General features: G+C 58.6%; 24 protein-coding genes and 1 pseudogene. 11 read left to right on the top strand and 14 right to left on the bottom strand.

What is annotated here, in order from left to right:
- The first annotated feature begins 4 nt into the window (after window positions 1–4).
- Genes AC0L3N_RS25205 through AC0L3N_RS25195 form a run of 3 tightly spaced genes read left to right on the top strand, consistent with a single transcriptional unit; the run spans window position 5 to window position 3196 of the window.
- Window positions 5–1090 (top strand): PP2C family protein-serine/threonine phosphatase, encoded by a 1086-nt coding sequence (locus AC0L3N_RS25205; RefSeq protein WP_473550118.1) that lies wholly within the window; start codon window positions 5–7, stop codon window positions 1088–1090.
- A complete protein-coding gene (locus AC0L3N_RS25200; RefSeq protein ID WP_473550117.1) occupies window positions 1077–2114 on the top strand; it encodes a serine/threonine protein kinase in 1038 nt (345 codons plus the stop codon). The genes AC0L3N_RS25205 and AC0L3N_RS25200 overlap by 14 nt, the downstream gene beginning before the upstream one ends.
- Window positions 2111–3196, top strand: coding sequence for a serine/threonine-protein kinase (locus AC0L3N_RS25195; protein WP_473550115.1), 1086 nt, complete (start codon window positions 2111–2113; stop codon window positions 3194–3196). Before AC0L3N_RS25200 ends, AC0L3N_RS25195 begins: the two co-directional genes overlap by 4 nt.
- Window positions 3197–3869: 673 nt before the next feature.
- Here the strand turns inward: AC0L3N_RS25195 and AC0L3N_RS25190 are convergent.
- Window positions 3870–4850, bottom strand: a complete 981-nt coding sequence (locus AC0L3N_RS25190) for a M12 family metallopeptidase (RefSeq protein WP_473550113.1) — start codon at window positions 4848–4850, stop codon at window positions 3870–3872.
- Window positions 4851–4873: 23 nt separating this feature from the next.
- Window positions 4874–5878 carry a trypsin-like serine peptidase gene (locus AC0L3N_RS25185; protein ID WP_473550112.1) on the bottom strand — a complete coding sequence of 335 codons (1005 nt, stop codon included), beginning with the start codon at window positions 5876–5878 and terminating at the stop codon, window positions 4874–4876.
- A gap of 148 nt (window positions 5879–6026) precedes the next feature.
- Here AC0L3N_RS25185 and AC0L3N_RS25180 point away from each other — a divergent pair, with 148 nt between their 5' ends.
- A complete protein-coding gene (locus AC0L3N_RS25180; RefSeq protein WP_473550110.1) occupies window positions 6027–6476 on the top strand; it encodes a hypothetical protein in 450 nt (149 codons plus the stop codon).
- Window positions 6477–6484: 8 nt separating this feature from the next.
- Here the strand turns inward: AC0L3N_RS25180 and AC0L3N_RS25175 are convergent, their stop codons facing one another.
- Window positions 6485–7426: a peptidoglycan-binding protein gene (locus AC0L3N_RS25175; RefSeq protein WP_473550109.1), complete on the bottom strand. Its 942-nt coding sequence runs from the start codon at window positions 7424–7426 to the stop codon at window positions 6485–6487.
- 516 nt (window positions 7427–7942) lie between these two features.
- A pseudogene (locus AC0L3N_RS25170) lies at window positions 7943–8112 on the bottom strand (transposase); the annotation flags it as partial.
- 209 nt (window positions 8113–8321) lie between these two features.
- Here AC0L3N_RS25170 and AC0L3N_RS25165 point away from each other — a divergent pair.
- From AC0L3N_RS25165 to AC0L3N_RS25150, 4 genes are all read left to right on the top strand, one after another.
- A complete protein-coding gene (locus tag AC0L3N_RS25165; RefSeq protein ID WP_473550108.1) occupies window positions 8322–9122 on the top strand; it encodes an alpha/beta hydrolase in 801 nt (266 codons plus the stop codon).
- A gap of 84 nt (window positions 9123–9206) precedes the next feature.
- Window positions 9207–9440, top strand: coding sequence for an alpha/beta hydrolase (locus AC0L3N_RS25160; protein WP_473550106.1), 234 nt, complete (start codon window positions 9207–9209; stop codon window positions 9438–9440).
- Between the two features lie 123 nt (window positions 9441–9563).
- A complete protein-coding gene (locus tag AC0L3N_RS25155; protein ID WP_473550105.1) occupies window positions 9564–9917 on the top strand; it encodes a cyclophilin-like fold protein in 354 nt (117 codons plus the stop codon).
- A gap of 137 nt (window positions 9918–10054) precedes the next feature.
- A complete protein-coding gene (locus AC0L3N_RS25150; RefSeq protein WP_473550104.1) occupies window positions 10055–10948 on the top strand; it encodes a LysR family transcriptional regulator in 894 nt (297 codons plus the stop codon).
- 121 nt (window positions 10949–11069) lie between these two features.
- On the opposite strand, the gene AC0L3N_RS25145 is transcribed toward AC0L3N_RS25150, so the two are convergent.
- Window positions 11070–12050: a Tim44 domain-containing protein gene (locus AC0L3N_RS25145; protein ID WP_473550139.1), complete on the bottom strand. Its 981-nt coding sequence runs from the start codon at window positions 12048–12050 to the stop codon at window positions 11070–11072.
- Window positions 12051–12240: 190 nt separating this feature from the next.
- On the opposite strand from AC0L3N_RS25145, the gene AC0L3N_RS25140 reads away from it, so the two are divergent.
- Window positions 12241–13134, top strand: coding sequence for an alpha/beta fold hydrolase (locus tag AC0L3N_RS25140; protein WP_473550102.1), 894 nt, complete (start codon window positions 12241–12243; stop codon window positions 13132–13134).
- A 3-nt stretch (window positions 13135–13137) separates the two neighbouring features.
- Window positions 13138–13536: a hypothetical protein gene (locus tag AC0L3N_RS25135; RefSeq protein ID WP_473550101.1), complete on the top strand. Its 399-nt coding sequence runs from the start codon at window positions 13138–13140 to the stop codon at window positions 13534–13536.
- A gap of 94 nt (window positions 13537–13630) precedes the next feature.
- Here AC0L3N_RS25135 and AC0L3N_RS25130 read toward each other — a convergent pair whose 3' ends face one another.
- Together AC0L3N_RS25130 and AC0L3N_RS25125 are read right to left on the bottom strand one after the other, a co-directional pair.
- The gene (locus AC0L3N_RS25130) at window positions 13631–13978 is read right to left on the bottom strand and encodes a type II toxin-antitoxin system PemK/MazF family toxin (RefSeq protein ID WP_473550100.1); all 348 of its coding nucleotides are present in this window, start codon (window positions 13976–13978) and stop codon (window positions 13631–13633) included.
- Window positions 13975–14199, bottom strand: a complete 225-nt coding sequence (locus tag AC0L3N_RS25125) for an antitoxin MazE family protein (RefSeq protein WP_165848737.1) — start codon at window positions 14197–14199, stop codon at window positions 13975–13977. Before AC0L3N_RS25125 ends, AC0L3N_RS25130 begins: the two co-directional genes overlap by 4 nt.
- Before the next feature lie 110 nt (window positions 14200–14309).
- Here AC0L3N_RS25125 and AC0L3N_RS25120 point away from each other — a divergent pair, with 110 nt between their 5' ends.
- Window positions 14310–14498 (top strand): SEC-C metal-binding domain-containing protein, encoded by a 189-nt coding sequence (locus AC0L3N_RS25120; protein WP_473550098.1) that lies wholly within the window; start codon window positions 14310–14312, stop codon window positions 14496–14498.
- Here the strand turns inward: AC0L3N_RS25120 and recQ are convergent.
- The 7 genes from recQ to AC0L3N_RS25085 form a co-directional block, all read right to left on the bottom strand.
- Window positions 14488–16335: a DNA helicase RecQ gene (recQ, locus tag AC0L3N_RS25115; protein WP_473550097.1), complete on the bottom strand. Its 1848-nt coding sequence runs from the start codon at window positions 16333–16335 to the stop codon at window positions 14488–14490. The genes AC0L3N_RS25120 and recQ overlap by 11 nt on opposite strands.
- Window positions 16336–16778: 443 nt before the next feature.
- Complete coding sequence (locus AC0L3N_RS25110; RefSeq protein WP_123150464.1) at window positions 16779–17117, bottom strand: cupin domain-containing protein; 339 nt, start codon at window positions 17115–17117, stop codon at window positions 16779–16781.
- Window positions 17118–17144: 27 nt separating this feature from the next.
- Window positions 17145–17912 (bottom strand): 2-dehydro-3-deoxy-D-gluconate 5-dehydrogenase KduD, encoded by a 768-nt coding sequence (kduD, locus tag AC0L3N_RS25105; protein ID WP_123150465.1) that lies wholly within the window; start codon window positions 17910–17912, stop codon window positions 17145–17147.
- Entirely contained in the window at window positions 17909–18766 is an 858-nt protein-coding gene (kduI, locus tag AC0L3N_RS25100; protein WP_473550095.1) for a 5-dehydro-4-deoxy-D-glucuronate isomerase, read from the bottom strand. The genes kduD and kduI overlap by 4 nt, the downstream gene beginning before the upstream one ends.
- On the bottom strand, window positions 18753–19571 hold the full coding sequence (locus AC0L3N_RS25095) for a FadR/GntR family transcriptional regulator (protein ID WP_473550093.1): 819 nt from the start codon (window positions 19569–19571) through the stop codon (window positions 18753–18755). Before AC0L3N_RS25095 ends, kduI begins: the two co-directional genes overlap by 14 nt.
- Window positions 19572–19580: 9 nt before the next feature.
- Window positions 19581–20861 carry a TRAP transporter large permease gene (locus tag AC0L3N_RS25090; protein WP_473550092.1) on the bottom strand — a complete coding sequence of 427 codons (1281 nt, stop codon included), beginning with the start codon at window positions 20859–20861 and terminating at the stop codon, window positions 19581–19583.
- A gap of 5 nt (window positions 20862–20866) precedes the next feature.
- The gene (locus AC0L3N_RS25085; RefSeq protein WP_029349033.1) at window positions 20867–21394 is read right to left on the bottom strand and encodes a TRAP transporter small permease; all 528 of its coding nucleotides are present in this window, start codon (window positions 21392–21394) and stop codon (window positions 20867–20869) included.
- Window positions 21395–21493 lie beyond the last annotated feature (99 nt).

Below are 21493 nucleotides of genomic sequence, written 5' to 3'. Positions count from 1 at the left end.
GCAAATGCCGACCCTGCTCGAAGAGGTCAGACAAATGATCCAGCTCGTGCGAACAGAAATTGAGCAGCAAATCGCGAGTTGGCTTCAAACACAACATCAGGAACGTTCCACGCGCACCGTTAGGAGCGGTTCGCTGGCCATCGGTAGCGACAGCGGAACCCTTCGTCCGGAAAACCAAGATCGCGTCGCCGTGCTTCGAGTTCAGAACGGGCAAGGACAACCAAACCCGTTTTTCTGCGTTGCCATCAGCGACGGAATGGGCGGCATGAAGGACGGTGCTCAATGCGCAACACTCGCAGTTTCTTCGTTTTTTGATGCATTAGTCCAGCAACGATACGTGCCCATGGAGACGCGTATCGAGATGGCGACCAGACATGCCAATGCAAGAGTTTTCGAGTTTGCACAGGCACGAGGCGGGGCCACTTTGACAGCGATATTGTTGGAGCAGGGTCGCGAGCCGCTTATTGTCAATGTCGGCGATAGTCGTGTTTATGAAACAGAAGCTGGCGGTTTGCAGCATTCGGTTCGTCGCTTAACGGTTGATGACACACTTGAGGAGGCTTTCGGCGGGCACGGTCAGGACCTTCTCCAGTTCATCGGTATCGGTGAGGGTCTGAAACCACATATCATTCCGGTTTCATCAACTCGCTCTATCCTCTACCTCACTACAGATGGTGCCCACGTTATCGGCGATCATCTAATGGGCGAAGTGTTGTCGCTTGCACCTGACCTGAAGATCGGAGCGGATCGATTGCTTGCCCTTTCACGTTGGCTGGGTGGTAGAGACAATGCGTCGATAGCGAGTTTGAACCTAGCTGAGTTCCGCTTCGATGAGGCTCCGGGCATTGCGCCTGTCCAGCTCTGGGGGGTTCGAGACAACCTAAGCATTCTTTGGAATATCTCTCGCTCAGACGGCGATCATCAAATCCAGCAAGCAAGTCCGCCTTCCTCGAAAGCCAGGGATAGCAAAGCCGTCGAGCAGGGCGCAAAGGCTCCTAAGAAGAGCAAAGCGTCGAAGCGAAAGCCGCAAAGCGAACACCTTTCTATCGATATTGTCCCGAGTGATGGTGACACCGATGCTGATCGCTGATCGGTATGAGCCGACCGGAAATGCCAGTTGGGGTGGCATGGGTGAGGTTCACGAGTTTCGCGACCGGCACCTAGACCGGCTGGTAATGCTCAAACGTATCAAGAATTCGACACACGCGCATCGGTTGTTGGATGAAAAAAAAGCGCTGCTTCACCTTCGGTCACGCCACGTAGTAGAGCTTTTGGACATAGTCGACTACGAATTTCGAGGTGAAAAAGAGATCGGTCTCATACTAGAAAAAATCGACGGGGACGATTTGCGTGAGGGAGTGTTTAAAGCAGACTGGGCCTATTTGACTGCACTATGGCAGATTGCATGCGGGATCGTCGATATCCATAGCGCAAAAGTCATTCACAGAGATGTTAAGCCAGCAAACATCCGAAGGGATCGCAGTGGCGTTATAAAGCTGTTGGATTTCGGACTGGCTCGACAGATTGGCGTAGATGACAAGACCAACAGTGTCACTGGGACGCTTGGTTACATGGCACCGGAGCTACGAAAGTCGGTTGCTCCAATTCCGTTTAGTTCCGCAGTTGACCTGTATTCCTTTGGCGCCACCGCTCTTTGTTTGCTGGATGGGTCTGCGCTATCTACCGAGCCAGCGATTGTGGTCGCAAACGTTCCGAAACTCTTGGGCGTCTTTCCTGCGGAGGTTCAAAGCTTAATCGCTAGTTGTTTGGCGAGTACCCCCTCCAATAGACCCACTGCAGAGGGGGTACGCGATCTGTTGGCCCGATATCTTCTCCAAGATAAGCACCGAGCGCGGGTCACGATGGACGGTCGCAGTGATGAACTAAGTTCATCCAAGCGATCAGTGACATTCAAAACGCCTGTCGGCTCTCTGGAAGTGCATTACGACGGTCTGTCCTTTGTCGCTAAGAGTGCTACGGGCGCAGTCTACATTAACAATGGAATTGTGAGGGCCAATGCAACGATGCCGGCGAATTGTGTTGTGACATTTGGAAACAGCGGCCCACGAGCCTTCATGACGTTTGATGTCTCTCGGCCTGAGGTCGAGCCGTGATACAACCCGGATTTGAGTTGGCTGGCCGCTATCGCGTGCTTCGTCACGTGCAAGACGGGGGAATGCAATCGGTCTACGAAGCGTCTGACGGTTTGACTGGACGGTCTGTAGCGTTGAAGACACCGCTTCCCGGCCAGAAGACAAAAACGTTTGCAGACAGCGCGCGCATATCAGCCCGAATTAACAATCACCACGTGGCCAAAACATATGATTATGTCTCCATTGGAGACGACCATTTCCTAATTGAGGAGTTCGTGCATGGCTCGACTTTGGACGACCTCATTGCCGGAGTAGATGCGCTTGATCCTCATCTGGCCGCACGGGTGTTCCTTCTGCTCGCAAAGGGCATTTCTGGCTCGCACGACGCTGGCGTAGTCCACAGGGATTTGAAGCCGAGCAATGTGCTCATAGCAGGTGGACACAATCTCACCCACATAAAAATTACCGATTTCGGCATTGCCACACTCGCAGGCGAAGTCTTCGATGAAGCCATAAGAAGCGGCGGAGGCGATTTAACTCGTTCACAATCCGGAACGGTTAAGGGTGCCCTGCCTTATATGGCACCGGAAATGATGTTCCGAAAGCCGGGGGAGCATCCGGGAAGGGAAGCCGATGTGTGGTCATTGGGTGCCATGATGTTCCGTATCATGGCGGGAGTTTATCCGTTTGGAACAGGGTTCGAGGTTCCCGCTTACATCAAAATGAACCAACGTGCCGGTTGGCCAGCATTCATGACTGCGAAGCCGCAGTTCTCACCACTATCCAAAGAATTGCAAGCAGTCGTTGAAATATGTCTGTCTGTTGAACCAGCGAAGAGACCCTCGGCGGCTGACATCGTGAAGCTGTGTGAAAACCTCTGTTTTTCGGAGGCGAGGCGTTCCTATGGCACCGTTGAAGAATGGAAGTTCAGCTACGCTCACGGGTTACTCAGGTCGGATAGCGGCGAGCGCATATTCTTCCATTCGCAAAGCGTATACGGGACGCGTCCGAAAACTGGCGAACGCGTTTGTTTCTCGCAGGAACCCGGAACACCCTACCCACGCGCCCATCCCGTGGTCCGGGTTGGGAAACGCGTGGCATAGTTGGACATTCATCCGCAAACAGCGTCAGCCATTCGAAAATCGTGACCCATCTGAAGCAGCTGCGAAGCGTTTCAGAACAGCATTCCACTGGCTGAGCTTGGCGGATTTGGAAACCCACAGCGATGCCCTCGCCACGCCAGGGCGGGTAGCCTGGGCAATGCCCGACATTTTGTCTCTTCTATGCTCTTGCTCAGGCTCCAGCCCCGATCACGCCCAGAAATTGGCCAATCGCCTCGCCTCGGCAGAGCCGCACCACGGCTTTATGTGGGCTGGGCGTCAGGCGAGATCCACCATCCACCCCAAAACGGTCCTTTACCCGCCTTCTAGCTCCGCCAGCGCCATCCACCCGACATAGCTCCCCATTACACCTTGCAATAGGAATGCCGCCGCACGCACGTCCTTGGCGCAATCCCGGACCGCGCGGTGCGAGCAGAAGTTCGGGCCAATGACGGTTTCGAGCTGAAAACAAAGCCGCCCAGCCACCTGAAAATTGGGAGAAAATTGGCGGCGCTCTTCCCTGGAGTCGCCGCACTTCACCTGAAGAGCGCGAACAGTCTCTACGCCACAAGAAATGGTGCGGCTGGAGAACCAGATCTAGCCTTGCCTTTTGTAAGCCTTGTTATTCCCGTTTGGGCCCACCAACCATTGCCTTGATCGGCCGTCTGGCACTTTCCTACTGACCTCCAGTCATCTCCTGAAGAACGGACACCGTGCCACGTATTTCCAAATTGCTTATGGCAGGCCTTTCGGCCGGTGCCATCGCCGGCGCATCTTCATTGCCGAGAGATGCCGGGTACATTGCTCTTTCCGTAGCCAAATCCACCTCGGAGAGAGTATCGCTTTTCCGCGAAATGTAACAGTTCGAGTTTGTTGGATCAATAAACGCCTCTGGAGCCAACGAATAAAGCATTATCGACTCGCGGTCGAAGGGCGTTACGTATAATAATCCATCTTTTCGAGATGACTCGGAAAGCATCCGCATATTAAAGTCAACTTTATTTTTATCCCAACCGAACGCCGTATATAAATACTGCCAGTTAAACTCATTGTCGCATCCCCCAACGGGACTTTGGTGCTCATGTTCGAAGCCTAGCGCATGTCCAAATTCATGAAGAATTGTTCCTCTTTCCGATGAGCTGAGCGGTCTCGCAGCCCCCATTCCGGAGAGATTTAGGGTCTGTTTGGATGGGTCGATGAATCTCGCCTTTGTTCCGACATAAGACCAAAAGCCCATCCCATCAAAGCTCACCCTTACGTTGCTGGGCTTTTCCGGGTTGCACGACCTTCGCCCTCCTTGCGGTCCAAAGTCAAAGGAGATACCTGATCCCGCTGTCCATTCACTCGCAATCTGTGAAACCTGCTCTCGTGCTTGCGAGGTTCCACCAAAGAAACATACAGATATGGTGTTGCCAGGCCACCGGAGTGCTTCTCGTACCACACCTTCGAGGCCAGCTTCCTCTTGATGGCCACTAGCGGCACCGGCGAGCATGTCGCGACTGCGATCAATCTCGTCAAATTTTTGGGCTGTCTCGGGGCTTATAGAGCTAGATTCTACCAGAAGGCCGAGAATATCATGCGCTAGGGCCGGCGTGATAAAGAGGGACGTGGCGATGCTGCTGGCAAGCAGCATTACAGAACGATTCTGCATGACCATCGAATTACTCCATCATTCATGTGTCACTTAGCAACTGATTCCAATACGGATTTGGGCACTCTAATCCCGACATTTACAGAGCTGCGATTTCCACATGGCCCATTCCATGCTCCATTTCTAATATGGATTCCCAATAGGTATCTTCTTGGTGATTGAGAGCTACTAGTCGGACGCCGAACACCCAAAATCGCTGCACCACTCATCCCTTCGAATGTTGGGGCAGTATGGTAGATGCATTCTGCTTTGTATTCCTCGGTTGCAGGAGGGGGCTTCACTTCCTCTATAGGCAGCACCTGAGAGGCGTTCGTCCGCGAGAATCTAACGGCGTCCAGCCAATCTTCAACGCCCATGCTTTTAGCGGTGAACAGGGCATTACTTATGGCTACAATTATAATACTTTGGCGAGGCAATATATCGCGCGTGAAATCCGCAGACTTCCAGGTAAACGGAAGCTTCGGGTTTACAATTCTCAACAATGCATAATCGCCCAAATCACTACCGGCTTTCCCAAACCGAATAGCGTTGAATTCTACTTTGATAGGAGTGTGCGGATCGCCAAATAACCGAAATTGTTTGTTCGGACGCGTGCTACAATGTGCTGCAGTTACGATTATATCTTCGAAGATTCTGAATGCTGTGCAGAACGGGATCAGACCCCCTGTTCCTTCGTCGATGAACAAAGCACCTGCGTTATTCGAGAGAAAATCGCGAGTCGCATCGCTTAGGCACCCGCTCTTACACTTCCAACCAAAAAAACAAGCTGCATCATAGGCTATATATTCCTTTGCATATCTAAGATAGTGCTGCTTTAACTTCTCAGGTTCGGCCCCCACCAACACTTTCGTGCCGTCAGGGTTCTCATTCGTGGCTCTTCCAGCTTCGTCGATGGGTAGTTTTTTGAAAGCCGCCGCACAGTAAGGATGAAATCGTCCAGCTTGCGCGCTATCGCGTTTTGCCTCTTCGGCACGAACTGGCAGAACACAACTCAGTCCAACTAGGACAAGTAGCCAGGCTATCCTCGCACGCATCAAGGCATTCCTCCGCCTCTTACTCAGCCGCCTAACAGCTCGGGTCAGGCGCGTTTGGTCCCTTTGGGGCCTGGAAAGGCGAGCCCTTCCAATATGACGCACAATCCGGATTCCCGGAGTTCGGTATAGGATTCTTTGCACTAGGGATTTGCTGCTGCGGGAATTGCTGCGGGATTTGCTGCTGCGGGAATTGCTGCGGGATTTGCTGCTGTGGGAATTGCTGCGGGAATTGCTGCTGTGGGAATTGCTGCGGGAATTGCTGCTGTGGGAACTGCTGCGGGAATTGCTGCTGTGGGAATTGCTGCTGTGGAAACGCGGCGGTCTGGGAGGAGCCTATCACACCATTCAGAACGCCGCCTCCTTGCATCGGACAATAGCATGGGCCCCCATAAGGGCCGAGCTGCTGCATATAACACGTATAGCCGACAGGAGTGAAACAAACATCCTGCGCCAATGCAGGGCCAAATATATTGTACCCGAGCCAAAGCGAGACAAAGAAAACATTTCGCCGAGTAAGGTTGAACATTGTCATGAGCCTCATAGCGGACAGCTTTTGTGGGCCACGGCGTCTAGCACGCCCCGTTGCCGTAAAGCCTGATTCAAACACTAATCACGAGCACGTTCGTCTGGGTCTGTGATGGCATAGAGCGTATCTTCATCCATCTGCCCAGTTTCTGGAATTCCCCTGCTGCGTTGAAATGCTTTTAAACCTTGTGATACAACTCCAATGTCTGCAGCAGCTTCATCTGGCGGCAGAAACCCCAGGTCTTCGAGTTTTTCCTGCACGGCACTTAGCTCTTCAGCAGCTAACGTTTCAGGAGAAGCCGCTTGGCCATTTTGATCAACTGATATTAGATAACGCTTTGCACGTGCATACCAAATCTTGGCGTCTGCGAGCCCATTAGTTCCACCATTCACTAGCAGTCGTACCTGATAAACCGAGTCAAGGTCGGCGGCTTTGTTTATCTTCCTTGCATTCCAAAAGGCGATTGCGGCCTGAAAACCCTCGACCCTCCGTCTGGCAAGGTCAGGGTCCTGCTCCAGTGGAAGCTTCAGTTCTTCGCCACGATTTCGAAAATTGCTGCGGCCAGTCAGTTGGATGTATCCCGAACCCCGGTAGTTCCAGCCGTCATTGGGCCCCCCATTTCCAAGGTCCTCACGATATCCATAAACCTTGTTAGCCAATTCCATTGGTTTATGGGCGAGTTGCGCCGCGTCGATTTCTGTCACTCGCGTTCCAAAAACCCTGAGGATCTGAGACTCGGAATAGTTGAGATTTTCATCCAGCCTTCTTAAGCCTCCAGTTTCGGTGGCAAACTGAGACAGAAGGTGCCTTATGCGCAATTCCGTCTTGATCCCCGCGCTTTCGGCTTGTTCCCAGTTTTGGACAATTGCCAAAATTAGATCACTTCTGGCTCGCGGCGAAAACTTTGAAAGGCTTTCAAAATTAATCAAATCTGTCGAAGCGGTGCCAGCAAAGGCAGGATAGTAACTTATTGAAAAAGCAAAATAAACTGCGGCAAGAAGGCCTCGCAAAACATAGTTCATTTTGCTGTTCCCCGCTATTCAGAAGTACATTTGTACTCCAATTTTCGACCACGGCAAAGAGTGAATTTCTCAGGTTACTAAAAGACATTGTTTTGTCGGGCGTCATTTGCATTTCGAGCGTACGTCCGGCGCTTGCGTCGCCGCTATCAAGCAAGCCAGGAGTTGCAGAATTTCGGAGCCGATGACGGTGTCGAGCGGGACCTCAAAGAGGGCCAAAGGAGCTGTTGAAACGCTAGATTTCCTCCCCGAAAAACAGCCATCGCCAAGCATTGAGGACTTCGAGCTAAACGCGAAAGTGGGACTGGCCAAATTTAACTTTGCCTCGCATATTTCGCTGGAACTGGTACAGTCATCTGGTACAGTTTCGTCTACTTTCAGGTCGGCAGGCCTACCTAAGTGTCTGAAAGCGTTAATGGGAGGATTTCCGGGTTCTTCTCCCTCCCTCTCCGCCATTTGCCGCCGTGTCCGACCCGGAGTTAATGGGTAACAGATTGTACCTAAGACATGGTGACAACCCGTGCCGAACGGGTTGTGATGGTCTGCAATGACCTCTGTTCCAGGTCGAAGTATCCAAGATCATAGTGCATGAAGCTCAAGGGCCAAATGGTATCGTCGAACTCGTTGACGCGGAACCTTTGATCGGCGAGCACGGTGGCGACCTTCTTCCTGTGCATGCAGATGCGGCCGGAGGCGGACGAATCTGTTCACCTTCGGGACGCCTGCGCTAACTGCGATTGATGAATCTGAATCATGACGACATGCGGATTTTGCCGCCTAATCGATCACCGGCGTCGTCGCTATTCTATTTGGACATTCGCAACTCTGCCGCGCATGCCGAGGAATGAGCATGGCCCGGCAGGCCTGCGACAGGTCAGGACGATCAAAGGAGACAGGCATGAACAAGCAGATCGGAATCGAGAGCACGGCGGAACCGAAGTCCAGTGTCGACTTTGGCCGGCGTGATATCCTGAAGCTGACCGGCGCCGGCGTTGCCGCGCTCGGTGCGGCGTCGCTCTTCAGCATCCCTTTCGCAAAGGCTCAAGACATGTCAAACGGCGCCAACAACTTCTACACCAGCGATCGGGTGACGCTCGAAAAGATAGCCTTCAAAAGCCAATACGAGATGGACGTCGCGGGGAATCTTTTCATTCCCAACAACCTCGACCGCAATGCGCGCCATCCGGCGCTCGTCGTGGGGCATCCGATGGGTGCGGTGAAGGAGCAGAGCGCAAATCTTTACGCCACCAAGATGGCCGAACAGGGCTTCGTCGCCATGTCCATTGACCTGCCGTTCTGGGGCGAAAGCGAGGGCGAGGCCCGCCAGATCGTTTCGCCTGACGTCTACGCCGAAGCGTTCAGCGCCGCGGTCGATTTCCTGGGCACGCGGCCATTCGTCGACAGAAACCGCATCGGCGCGATCGGCGTCTGCGGCAGCGGCAGTTTCGTCATCAGTGCGGCCAAGATCGACCCGCGGATGCGCGCCGTCGCGACCGTCAGCATGTACGATATGGGGGCCGCCAACCGCAACGCGCTCAATCATTCGCTGAGCGTCGAGCAGCGCAAGGAGATCATTGCTGCAGCTGCCGAGCGGCGCTGGGCCGAGTTTGAAGGCGGCGCGGTCGAATATACCAGCGGCACGGTGCATGAGCTGGCCGCCGACACCCATCCGATCCAGCGGGAGTTCTATGACTTCTAGCGCACGCCGCGGGGTGAATTCACGCCCGCAAGTGCAAACCCGCAGATCACCACGCATCCGACGCTGACCAGCAATATCAAGTTCATGAACTTCTACCCGTTCAACGACATCGAGACGATCTCGCCGCGCCCGATGCTGTTCATCGCGGGCGATCAGGCTCACTCGCGCGAGTTCAGCGAGGATGCCTACAAACGAGCGGCCGAGCCGAAGGAGCTTGTGTGGATTTCCGGCGCCGGGCACGTCGATCTCTACGATCGCGTCGACCTGATCCCGTTCGACAAGCTGACCAGCTTCTTCAATCAGCACCTCTCCGCGTGAGCGGCGCGACGGGGCCTGTGCCGGACGGAGCAGGCTCCATCAACATTGATCGGGAGATACGACGGCATGCTGAAACTATTGCTGAGCTCTGCTGTTGTCGCATTAGGAATGGTTGGACCTGTCATGGCTCAAGAACGAATTCGCATTTCTTCGGATTGGGGCGAGGTCACAGCCGATCTTGCCGACAACGAAGCCGCAAAATCTCTGGCGCAGATGCTGCCGCTCACGATCGAGATGTCCGACCATCTCCGCCAGGAAAAGACCGGCAATCTGCCTTCCGCCTTGCCCGAGCTGGCGCGGCAACGCGACTTCTCTGTCGGCACGCTTGGACTGTGGAGTTCCGATCATTTCGTGATCTACTATCGGAGCGGTCGCGTCCCGGCACCTGGCATCATTGTGCTCGGGCAGGTCACTGGCGACGTCTCGATCTTTGATCGTCCCGGTCCCGTCACTGTCCGAGTTGAACGCACCGACTGAACCTGCGCAATCCGCTCGTAGCTCGTCACCGGAGGGCGAGCGGTGCGAATTGCATAAGCTGCCGCAAAATGAAGTCTCTGTGTTCGCCTTCGATTTATCCGGTATAATCGAGTTCCGGCTATAAGAAGGATTCATGAGTGTCGCGGCAGAATGTCAACGATCTGCTCGCGTTCCTGGCAGTTGCTCGGGAGCGTAGCTTTACGCGAGCCGCAGCCCGGTTCGGCATATCGCAATCGGCGCTAAGCCACACTATCCGTCAACTCGAAGCTCGCCTTGGCGTTCGCCTGCTCACACGCACGACGCGCGCAGTAGCCCCGACGGAAGCGGGAGAGCGGCTTTTGCAGCGAATTGGGCCTCACTTTGACCAGATCGAAGTCGAGGTCGATGCCCTGAACGAATTGAGAGAAAAGCCCGCCGGAACCATCCGGCTCTCAGCGCCTGACTATGCTATCAGCAGCGTCCTTTGGCCCAAGTTGAAACGCTTTCTCCCGAAATATCCCGACATCAAGGTCGAACTCCTGCTCGACAACGGCCTCACAGACATCGTGACGGAGCGCTTTGACGCAGGGATCCGCATGGGCGAGCAGCTTGCGAAAGACATGATCTCCGCTCGCATCGGACCGGATTTCCGGTTCGCAGTCGTCGGCGAAGAATCCTACTTTGCCGAGCATCCCGAGCCGGAGAAGCCGCAGGACCTCGTGCAGCACAATTGCATCAATTACCGTTTTCCAACGTCCGGGGCTCTTTATGTGTGGGAGTTCGAGGAGAACGGCCGCGAGATCAAGATTCGCGTCGATGGACAGCTCGTCTTCAATAACATCTTTCATGTCCTGGACGCTACGCTCGCCGGCCGCGGCCTTGGCTATGTTCCAGAAGAAATTGCCCTTCCTCACATCGCGAAAGGTCGGCTGGCCCGGGTCCTGGAAGACTGGTCGCCATATTGGGATGGCTACCATCTCTACTATCCGAGCCGCCGGCAATCCTCACCTGCTTTCGTTGCCTTGGTCGACGCGCTGCGCCATCGCGAGTAACTATCGATGCCGCGGGCTTCGACGTTCTTGCCACTGAAAGCCAGGCAACGAGGGCGACGACAACCGTCTGTACATCATGGCTCGCAAGAGGACGTGACCGGCCGAGGTTGCCATGTCTCAGTTAGGGCTGCTGTATTGCCGCGAGCTTCCAGTCGCCGCCGTTCTGGCGCGTGAAGGTCCACAGTTCGGTTGTTTCCGTCGGCCGATCGGCTTCGCCGGCGACGATCTTGCCGCTGGCGCGATCGCGCATCACGTCGAGAGACTCGTAGCGCAAGGCAGCCGTCGCGTAGTCGCGATCATCTTCCCGCCAGCTCTCCGCAATATCGGCCTCCAGCAGGCTGACGTTCGACACCTCGTTCCTGATGCCCTTTTTGGCATTGTCGGCGAGTTCTTCGGACAAGTACGACACCATCTCGGGAGTCGCCAGCCGGCGCAAGCCAGCATGGTCTTCACGCCCGAATGCTTCCTGAACCTCCGTCAACCGTTGCTGGAATGTATCGAGATCGGTCGGCGTCATTGTAATTTCATCGGAGGCTGGAGCCGTCCCGCCAAATCCAGACCCGATGCCTGGAATGGGGAAAGATGAGACGTTGTCCGCCTCGGGCTGGGCTGCCGCGTTTCGCCCAAAGTTCCCCATGCTCCGCGGAACACCGGCCATGGCGGGCGCCTGGTTGCGTGCCGATTGCGACCGGAAAAAGCGGATGGCCAACATGATCGCGCCGCCGATCAGCAGCCCTTGAAGCAGCAGGCCCAACATGCCGGCCAAGCCGCCGAACCCTTGGCCCAAAAGAAGTCCGATCAGACCGCCGAGCAGCAGCCCGCGCATCATCGAACCGCCGAGGCCGCTGAAGATCCCTGGTCGTTGGGATGCCTGCGTCTGGCGGGCCGCATTGTTCGTTGCGGTATTGGGCGTCATCGAGCGCTCGACCGGCGCGGCCGGCTGGGGCGCCGTTCTGGTCGGCGGGACCGACTGGAAAGTACGCGTGCCGCGGCTGCCAAAGCTGCCGCCACGGCGCGCCTCGGCGTAATCGGCTGTGACCATGGAAAATGCCAGGAACAGTCCTGCAAACAAAACTGCAAACCGGCTCGAACGCGAAATTATCATGGCAAATCCCTAAGCGACACTCTGGCGCTCATATGGGGTGCGCCGATCGAAATATCAGTAGCCCACCTTCCGTATTCGGCCATTAAGGAGAATTCGCGGATCGCCTCGACTCCAGACACGGCCGCTGACGTGATCCTTCTGGCACCTTGTGCGTTGTCGCCTTTGGGCACGCCGAGGGAGACGAACCGTGTTTGCAGGTCTCAGGGCCACCAGCTTGCAACTGGACGACACGACCATTTTCGCAAGGGTCGGCGGAGCCGGTCCGCCGCTGCTGCTTCTTCATGGTTTTCCCGAAACGCATCTGATGTGGAGGGATATTGCCGAGACCTTGGCGCCCCGCTTCACAGTCGTCGCCGCCGATCTTCGAGGCTATGGGCAAAGCGGCTGCCCGGTCTCCTCTGCCGATCATAGCCCATACGCCAAACGCGCCATGGCCGGAGACATGGTTCAAGTCATGCAGCAGATGGGATTTGAGCAGTTCATGGTTGCCGGACACGACCGCGGCGGGCGAGTCGCCTATCGCCTGGCGCTCGATCACCCCGATGAGATATCCAGGGTCGCGATCCTCGACGTCATCCCCACCGCCGCAGCGTGGGACAGGGCGGACGCCAGACTGGCTCTCGGCTTCTGGCCCTGGAGCCTTCTTGCGCAGCCGGAACCGCTGCCGGAGCGACTGATAGGCGCGGCGCCCGATGCCATCGTCGACAATGCGATTGTGCAGTGGGGATCGCCGGCAGAAATGTTCTCCGAAAGGATCAGGGAGGCCTATGTCAAGGCGCTTCGCGATCCCGTTCATATTCATGCGATCTGCGAAGAGTATCGGGCCGCTGCCACGATCGATCGCGAACATGACGCGCTGGACCAGACAAACGGTCGTCGCATCAAGTGTCCGCTCCTCGCACTGTGGAGTAGCCGAGGCGGCCTGGAAACCTGGTATGCGGAGGAAGGCGGACCGCTGGCTATCTGGAGGCAATGGGCCGACAGAGTTGAAGGAGGTCCCGTTCCGGGCGGGCACTTCTTTCCAGAAGAGCACCCTCACCAGACCGCAGCGGCTCTCTCGAAATTCTTCGAGGATGAATAGGGAATGACGCCCAAGGCAGAGTGTTGTAGAGGTTCACATGCCTCATTCGCCCGTCCGGCGTCAAATCTGCTTGATAAAATGAAAGCCATCTCTACAGCCACGGCCCTGATATGCAGCCTCGTGTTTATCGGAGGTTGCGCATCGGCTTTCCACGCGTCCTTTGACCCCGCGAAATACGACAGGATGAGTTGCGTCGAACTCAACGTGGCCGTGGGCGAAGTCGCCAAGGAGCTGTCGGCGACAGCGATCACCCGGGGCAAAGTCGCGAAATCCAACATTCCGAACTGGCTGTGGGGAGCCCGGCGTGTCGCCTCTACCGTCACTGCCCGCCAGAGCGCGAGAATCGAGCGCTTGCGGCAGCAGCAGGCTGCGATCGCAGCGGCGAGACGAAGCAAGTGCTGATTTGCGGCGCGGCGTCAGAACGTGCAGCCGAAGACCGAAGAATGATCAATTTCGCAGAGGCTCGACAGCACCGTGAATTCGGTCATCCTCACCGTCACGGCTTCAGTCTCGGCGACACGGCCAAGCCGAGGAAAACGAGAACGGCCTGATTGAGGCGCAGGATGTCCCCGTCGTCTAACCGCCCGATATTTGCGCCGATCTTGGATTTCGGGACCGTGGTGATCTTGTCCACCATCAGTCGGCAGACGGCGAGCAGCCCGTTCCGCTCGTTCGGTTCGATGGCCAGACGGAACAATGGCGCGTCCGTCTCGTCGGTCGTGCAGCCGCAGATGGTAATCGAATCCGTCGCATCGAAACTGTCATCCTGGATGATGACGACAGGACGCGGTTTGCCGGCGTAATCCTTGCCGCCGGCGACCGTCCAGATATCGCCACGCTTCATTCATCACCCCAATCCGATATCGCGTCGATGAACGCCTGATCCTCGCGTGCATGGGCGCTTGCCGCGACCGCTAGTGACTGGCGATGCGCTTCCGAACGGAAGCCCGGCGCACGCACGTCCGGCACCCAGATCTGTATCGGGCGCAGACCTTGCCGGCGCAGACGTTCACGATGTTCCCGCACCTTCATGCCCGAGGACTTAGGCTTCGATGCCGAGGCCATGACGATTCTCCCGCTAGTGGTTACATGTAACCTATTGCAGAGGGCGAGCTTTGACCAGTCCTCATCGGAAAGCCCGCACCGGAGCTGAGCTGTCCTCCTGGACCAGCTACGTGGAAGACATTGGCGAGGAAGATCCGCAATCGCTTTGGCCAGACGGAACTTTGTCGGATGCACCTTGGTCAGACGCGACGCCGACCGAAAATCCTTGGCGCCATGTCGGGCGTAACGATCCGTGCCCTTGTGGAAGCGGCAGGAAATTCAAGAAAATGTTGCCTCGTAGACTGACGATCATGGTGTAGCCGCACCGGATTGATGCGCGGCGATTGCGCCTAGGAATATCTGGCCGAATTCCCTGAGCTTCGCGGCGCCGACGCCATTGACTGCGGCGAAGGCGTCGAGGTCGCGCGGACAGCGTTCGGCCATGTCGATCAGTGTACGATCGGAGAAGATCACGAAGGCCGGCACCTGGCGCTCGCGGGCGAGACGCAGCCGAACCGCCTTGAGCGTGGCCAAAAGCGCCGTATCCAGGGCTTCCGTGCCCGCGGCGGTGTCCGGGGTGGGACGTGTCTTGCCACGAGGTGCGCGGCGCGGCGCCTCTACGCGATACCGGAACGGGACCTCGCCACGGGCCAGCTCAAGGCCCTTTTCGGCGATCGCGAGCCCGCCATGGCCGCCTGGGTCCAACGTCAGGAACCCTCCCGCGACGAGTTGGCGCACCAGCGACTGCCAGACATTTTTCTTGTGCGCCACACCGGTCCCGAAGCTGGCAAGCCTGTGGTGGTTCCTGGCCAGGACCTTCTCGCTTTCATGGCCGAGCAGAACATCGACGATATGGCCAGCACCAAAGCGCTCGCCGGTCTGCGCGATCGCCGCGAGGATGATTCGTGCCTCCGCCTCACCGTCCGCATGCGGCGTCTGGTCAAGGCAGTTGTCGCAATTGCCGCAAGGCATTGCTGATTCGCCGAAGTAGCCAAGCAAGATCTGGCGACGGCACTGGGCCGTTTCGCAATAGCCGATCAGCGTATCGAGCCGGCCATGCGCGCGCCGTTTATGCTCCGCCGGCGCGTCCTCGTCGTCGATGAAAAGCCGCCGCATGCGGATATCGCCGAGACCGAAGAGCATATGTGCCTCGGCAGCCCGCCCGTCGCGGCCCGCGCGGCCGATTTCCTGATAATAGGCTTCGAGGCTGCCCGGCAGGTCGGTATGGAAGACATAGGCGACGTCAGGCTTGTCGATCCCCATGCCGAAGGCGATGGTCGCCACCATCACGACACCGGACAAGGTCATGAATGCGTTTTGATTCGCTTCACGCGCGTCCTTGCTCATGCCGGCATGATAGGCCAGGGCGCGCACGCCGTTCCGGTCGAGGAACGCCGCCGTCTCTTCCGTCTTCTTGCGCGACAGGCAATAGACGATCCCGCTGCGGCCGGCATGGCGCTGCACGAAGCTCAGCAATTGGCGCTTGCTGTCCTGCTTGGCCTCGATGCCGAGCTTTATGTTCGGTCGGTCGAAACCCAGCACCAGGGTTTCGACGCGCCCGGCGAACAGCTGTGCGGCGATATCGGTGCGCGTCGCCTCGTCCGCTGTCGCCGTCAGCGCAATGATCGGCACATCAGGGAAAATATCGCGCAGCCGCGACAACTCTTCATATTCGCGCCGGAACGCCGGGCCCCATTGGGAGATGCAATGCGCCTCGTCGACAGCGATCAGCCGGATATCGAGCCTGGCCAGCGCCTCGAGCATCCGCGTCGTCATCAGCCGTTCCGGCGCAAGATAGAGCAGGCGCGTCTGGCCCGCCGCAACGCGGCGCCAGGCGGCGACATTGGCATCGCGGTCGAGTGAGGAATTGATCGTATCGGCCGCCACGCCGGCAAGACGCAATGCGGCGACCTGGTCCTGCATCAGCGCCACCAGGGGCGAAACGACAATGGTGAGCCCGCCCAGGACCAGCGCCGGGACCTGATAGCAGAGCGATTTGCCAGCGCCGGTCGGCATGACAGCCAGCACATGACGCCCGGCCAGCAGGGCCTCCGTCACAGCGTCCTGGCCGGGACGAAAATCATCGAAGCCGAACACGTCCTTCAGGACGCGCCGCTTGGGATCCTCCGCCCGGACGCTCGCCGCCGATCCCTGCATCAAGGAATTTCTATGATCGGCGCCGCCCGAAAAGTGAGCGGGCTCGGGGACTGCGACGACATCTCCCTGGCGAATCGCCGGGTGACTGCCTGGACAGCCGATTCGAACATTAAACGCCCCTCAAGTCCTGTCTCCGTCCGCACCGTCTGAAAGGATATCCCTCTCATTGGCGGATATGCGAGCGTGATTCCAGCCTCTATTCGCTTTGACTGTGGATATCGCACGCCGGCTCGGGCCGATTAATCCGATCTTCACCATGATTCGGCAGGCTGAGGTTCTGCGGTGATGTTTTGAGTACCGCGGCGCCACAAGCGCCCAGGCAACACGCCCGCGTCTCTCCGGAGGCGCGGGCTTTTCGTTTCCGGGATGTGCTTGAAGGAAGCGGCAGGCGATCCTGCTCTTCGGGCCGGACACACGCGGCAATGACCTGCGTTCGCTCGCCCTCAGTCGATAAAATCGGCGCGGTGCGGTGTGAAACTGTCGACGAGGCGGCCGGCCTCGAGCGCCTTGACGCCGTGGATCAGGTTGGAAGGGACAATGAAGCTGCTTCCCGTTTCCAGGACCTCGGTCCTGCCGTCGATGGTGACCTCGAAGCGGCCTTCGGCGACGTAGCTCGCCTGAACATGCGGGTGCGAATGCAGCGCACCGACACCGCCCTTGTCGAAACCGAACTCGACCATCATCAATTCGTCCGTGTGCAGCAGCACACGCCTGCGATTGCCATCCGGGGTCGGCGTCCATGCGCCCTCGCCGGCGTGCGCAAAGATCTTCGTTCCGGTCATCGCCAAATCCTCGTCATGGCATGCTCCTCATCGCGCCAGCCAGCCGCCGTCCACCGGCACCACTGCGCCATGCATGTAGTTTGACGCCGGCGCCAGCAGGAAGACGGCCGCGTCGCCGATGTCTTCCGGCTCGCCCCAGCGCCCGGCCGGAATGCGCGCCAGAATGGCCGTGCTGCGGTCTGGATCGGCACGCAGCGCCTCGGTGTTGTTGGTTTCGATATAGCCGGGCGCAATGCTGTTGACGTTGATGCCTTTCGACGCCCATTCGCAGGCGAGCAACCGGGTGATGCCGAGCACGCCGTGTTTCGAGGCCGTGTAGGAGGCGACGCGGATGCCGCCCTGGAAGCTCAGCACGGATGCAATGTTGACGATCTTGCCGCGCCGTCCGGGATCGGCAAGCACGCGTCGGGCGAAGCACTGGCTGAGAAAAAAGACCGTCTTCAGATTGACGTCTATGACATCGTCCCAATCGGCTTCCGCCAGATCGACGGCGTCGGCGCGCCGGATGATGCCGGCATTGTTGACCAACCCGTCGAGCGGCCCGGTTTCGTCCCAGATGCGATCGAGCATCGCCTGGGCGGCAGCATGATCGGCAAGGTCGCAGCGCACCGCCTCGAAGCGTCCGCCCGCCGCATCGATCTTTTGCGCCGTCTCGTCCATCGCCGAACGGCCGACGCCGACCACCGCACCACCGGCGCGCGCGATCGACAGGGCGATGCCTTGGCCGATGCCGGTGTTGGCGCCGGTGACGAGGATGCGTTTGCCGGTCAGGCTGAAAGCCGAGAGGTCGCTCACCGCAGCTCTTCCATCGCTACCGGATCGACATCGGTATAGTCGACATTGTCACCGGCCATCGCCCAGATGAAGGCGTAGTTGGAGGTGCCGGCGCCCGAATGGATCGACCACCCCGGCGACAGCACTGCTTCTTCATTGCGCATGACGAGATGGCGTGTCTCGTCCGGCTCGCCCATGAAGTGGAACACGCGCGCCGTCTCCGGCAGGTCGAAATAGAGGTAGGCCTCCATGCGCCGGTCATGCACATGGCACGGCATGGTGTTCCAGACCGAGCCTGACGCAAGCTGGGTCATGCCGACGACGAGCTGGCAGGTTTTCACGCCTCCGGAATGGATGAACTGGAAGATCGAGCGTTCGTTGCAGGTCGCCTGGCTGCCGAGATCGAGCCGCTTGGCATCGCCGATGGGGATCAGCTGGCTTGGATGGCTCTGATGCGCCGGCGCGCTGAGCAGATAGAACTTGGCCGGCTCGGCTGGATTGGCTGAGGCGAACGACACCTCGTTGGCGCCCATGCCGAGATACAGCATGTCGCGCGGCTGCAGCTCGTATGACTGGCCGCTCGCCTGCACGATGCCGGCGTCACCGATATTGACGGCGATCATTTCGCGGCGATCGAGAAAATTCTTTGTCCCGGTCGGCTTGATCGCCTGCAGCGGAAGCGGTGTCCCGGCAGGCATGGCGCCGCCGACGATCATGCGGTCGTAATGCGTGTAGGTCAGGCCGATGCGGCCGGGCTGGAACAGGCCTTCGATCAGGAAATTGTGACGGAGCTCGTCCGTCCCCATCGCCGCAGCAGTGACAGGGTCGATGGCGAAGCGCGAGGTGAAGTCCGTGTGGTTTTCAGTGTGATTCATTGCTGTCCCATTGGGCTGCCTCATTGATCATTCGGTTTGCCGCGGCCTTGACCGAATCGGCATAAAAAATCTGACGTGCATGCAGGCGCTCACGGTAGCGTTGCTGGCTGGCGGTGAGATGGGCGCGCATGGCCTCGCGAGCGGCCTCGGCATCGCCTGTCGTAATGGCGTTCAGGATCACTAGATGCTCGCCTTGCAGCCCACGCTGATAGGCGTCGGACTGGGCGAGTTCGGTGGACCACGGCGACGTCACGTCGCAAGGAATGGCGCGCCGGCCGAGTACGTCGAGCATCTCGACATAGAACGGATTGTTGGTGGCGCTGGCGATCGCGCGGTGGAAGGCAAGGTCGGCCGGACCTGTCGGCTCGCTGTTCAAGAGCAGCCGCTCGAACTCGAAGAACGCCTCCTGGATCGCTGCTTCCTGCGCGGCGTTGCGACGGATAGCGGCGAGACCGGCGGATTCGATCTCGATCGCCAACCTGACTTCGAGCACGTTGAGGGCGATCGAATCCTTGCTGCCCATGTCCGCGGCCAGCGTGCCGAACATCGTCGAGATGTGCTCGGTGACGAAGACCCCGGCGCCCTGGCGCGGCTCGACCAGACCATCGGCGGCAAGCTTGGCCAGCGCTTCGCGGACGACGGTGCGGCTGACCCCGAAGGTTTCGGTCAGCTGGCCCTCGGTCGGCAGCTTTTGGCCCGGCTGGATCTCGCCCGCCTGCAACTGCTTGCGGATCGCCGCGACCACGGTCTCCGACAGCTTGGGCTTGCGTTCGATCTTCAGGCTGATCGCCGTATCCGATGCCATTGCCAACCCCTATTTGAAGACGCTCGGCAGCCACAGCGAGATGGCCGGGATATAAGTGACGAGCCCCAGCACCAGGAGGCCGGCCCCATAGAACGGCCAGATCGAGCGCATCGCTGCCCAGACGGATATCTTGCCCACTGCGCACGCCACGAACTGCACCGCGCCAACCGGCGGCGTGTTCAGCCCGATGCCGAAGTTGAGGATCATGATGACGCCGAAATGCACCGGATCGACGCCGTAGGCCTGCGCCACGGGCAGGAAGATCGGCGTGCAAATGATGATCGTCGGCCCCATGTCCATGAACGTGCCGAGGAACAGCATCAAGAGGTTGAGCAGGAGAAGCACGACCAGCGGATCTTCCGAGATCGCGTTCATCGAGGCTATCAGCGCTGCCGGCACCCTCAGGAAGGCCATCAACCACGAGAACGCCGCCGCCATGCCGATGATGAGCAGCACCATGGCCGTAGTGCGCACGGCACCATGGGTGGCATGAACGAAACCTTCCCAAGTCATCTGCCGGTAAACCAGGACAGTAACGAGCAACGCATAGATGACGGCGATGCAGGAACTCTCGGTGGCCGTGAAAACGCCCGATCGCACGCCGCCGAAGATGATCGCGATCAGCAGCAGGCCGGGCACCGCGACAGCGAAGAGATGCGCGACGGCGGCGAAGCCCAGAAACGGCTCGGTCGGATAGCCGCGGGAGCGCGCCACGAAATAGGCGGTGATCATCAGTGCGAGAGCCAATAGCAGGCCCGGGATGATGCCGGCGGTGAACAGGTCGGCGATGGAGATCTTTCCGCCTGCCGAGATAGAGTAGATGATCATGTTGTGCGACGGCGGCAGGAGCAGCGCGATCAGCGCCGCCATCGAGGTGACGTTGACCGCGTAATCCGCTCCATATCCACGCGCCTTCATCTGCGGGATCATCAAGCCGCCGACCGCCGCTGCCTCTGCCACCGCGGAGCCCGAAATGCCGCCGAACAGTGTAGCGGTCGCGATGTTGACCTGCCCGAGGCCGCCGCGCATGTGGCCGACGAGCGAACCGGCGAAGGCAACGATCTTGCTGGCGATGCCGCCGCGCACCATCAAGTCGCCGGCGTAGATGAAAAACGGAATGGCCAGCAGCGAAAAGACGCTCATGCCGGAATTCAGGCGCTGGAATACGATGAGCGGCGGCAGGCCCATGTAGAGGACGGTGGCAAAGCTTGCGACGCCGAGGCAGAAAGCGATCGGCGTGCCGATAAGCATCAGAACGGTGAAGACGCCAAAGAGTATCCAGAGTTCCATGGCGATCAGACCTTCACGTTGGCTGTGTCGAGTTCGGCTGCGACTTCCGCCGGCGGCAGTTCATCGAGCGCGTCGTCGATCGGCGCACCGGAGAGTCGAAGCACGATGCGCTCCAGCGTGAAGAGCACAATGAGCGCGCCTCCCGCGACAAGCGGGACGTAGTCCCAGCCCCCCGATATGCCGAGCGACGGCAAGGTGGCGCCCCAGGTCAATGCGACCAGCTGGCTGCCGTACCAGATCATGCCGATGCCGAAGGCGAGCGCGACGAGGTCCGAGATCATCCTCAGCCAACGCTTGCCGCCTTTCGGCAGCACGTAGAGCAGGACGTCGAAGCCGAGGTGATAGTTCTCGCGAACCCCGACGGCAGCGCCGAGGAAAATGAACCAGCTCATCAGCATCACCGAGCCCTGCTCGGTCCAGCTCGGCGAGCGGTTCAGAACGTAGCGGCCGAACACCTGCCAGGCGACGAAGGCGGTCATCAGCACCAGCCCGACGCCGGCAATCCACAGCGCCGCCGTGCTGACACGCGACATCACCCGCGCGATGCCGGACAGGGGCGGTCTCTGTTCTGAGCTGGAGGTCACCGGTTCTCTCCGCAAGAGGATTGCGGCGCGGAATGCCCGCGCCGCCGC

The sequence above is a fragment of the Mesorhizobium sp. WSM4807 genome, assembly GCF_055811615.1.
The sequence above is the reverse complement of the archived record's forward strand: the minus strand, read 5'-3'. Positions and strand labels throughout refer to the sequence as shown.